Source organism: Geomonas sp. Red276 (genome assembly GCF_054784495.1).
On the sequence record NZ_BLXW01000095.1, the window covers coordinates 1 to 1,144 of the forward strand.

1 protein-coding gene is annotated in these 1,144 nt (G+C 54.6%); it reads left to right on the plus strand.

Going from position 1 to position 1,144, the window contains the following annotated elements:
• Positions 1–56: 56 nt before the first annotated feature.
• Positions 57–671, plus strand: a complete 615-nt coding sequence (locus ACYVL5_RS23620) for a transposase (protein ID WP_460597994.1) — start codon at positions 57–59, stop codon at positions 669–671.
• Positions 672–1,144 lie beyond the last annotated feature (473 nt).

Below are 1,144 nucleotides of genomic sequence, written 5' to 3' on the forward strand. Positions count from 1 at the left end.
CTAAAGGCGGGGATGGAGGAAGGAGCTCAGGGGGTGGCCGGAATCAAACGGAATAGATGGCCGGCTTGAATCGGAATGGGTGGCCGACTTCGATCGGAATCGGTGGCCGGCTTGCCGCGGAATACGCAGTCAAGGCCCATGCCTTGTCAGGCGGCGTCCAGATCCTTGCCTGGTGTCTCATGACGAACCACGTCCATTTCATAGCGGTACCCGAGGAGGAAACATCCTTGGCCAAGGCCTTTGGGGAGGCACATCGGTTGTACACCAGGATGGAAAATTTCCGCGAAGACGTGAGGGGGTACCTCTTCCAGGGGCGATTCGCCTCCTGCGTGCTCGATGAGCGACATCTGGTGGCTGCAGCGCGCTACGTTGAACTGAATCCGGTGCGTGCAAATATGGTGGAAAAGGCTTGGGACTACGAGTGGTCCAGTGCCAGGTTCCACATGGGGAAAAAGAGCACGGACCTCCTCGTTGGCGACCGCAGCTTGATGGGGCTAGTGGAAAATTGGAGCGAGCTGCTGGAAGACGATGATGAAGAGGCAAACCGGAAACTCCGGTCTGGCGTCAAGATCGGGAGGCCGATTGGCAGCGAGAGCTTCGTTCATAAGATGGAGGAGATCACCGGTCGTGACCTCGGCAAACACAAGGCGGGACGTCCATCAAAGAAATGAGTATAAGAAATGAGTATTGTGTCCCCGGAATTTGCTTCGGCGAATGCGGCTCCTAATCACCGCACACGCAAGAAGACTCTCTGATGCCTAGCGCCAAACGCATGAGCGGGTCGCCTGGAATGAGTAATGTGTCCAAGGAGTATCCGGAAGATACGAAAGCCAGTGACAGAGGCTGGCCACGGATAATGTCAGAGAATGCGGTAGAATTGATTTGCCGATGGATCTGGATCATGTCGTGTGAAGCAGACTTCGAACGGAGGTGCTTATGACTAGTATTGACCAGTACCAGCAACTGGCAGTCTCCTACGGGACAGAGTTGGGGACCAAAGTCATTGCCATCATTCTCTTTCCTGATTAGCGCCAATCTTCCGCTGGAAGACAAGCGCGACATATTACGTCGTAGGTGGTTCATATAATCACGGCACATTCCATCCGAGGAGGCTGCCGTGAAGAATCGTTTCCAGTTCCAGTCA

What these genes read in the sequence shown, in the direction of transcription:
- ACYVL5_RS23620 (WP_460597994.1), top strand. Translation starts at nt 57, where the DNA reads ATGGCCGGCTTGAATCGGAATGGGTGGCCGACTTCGATCGGAATCGGT.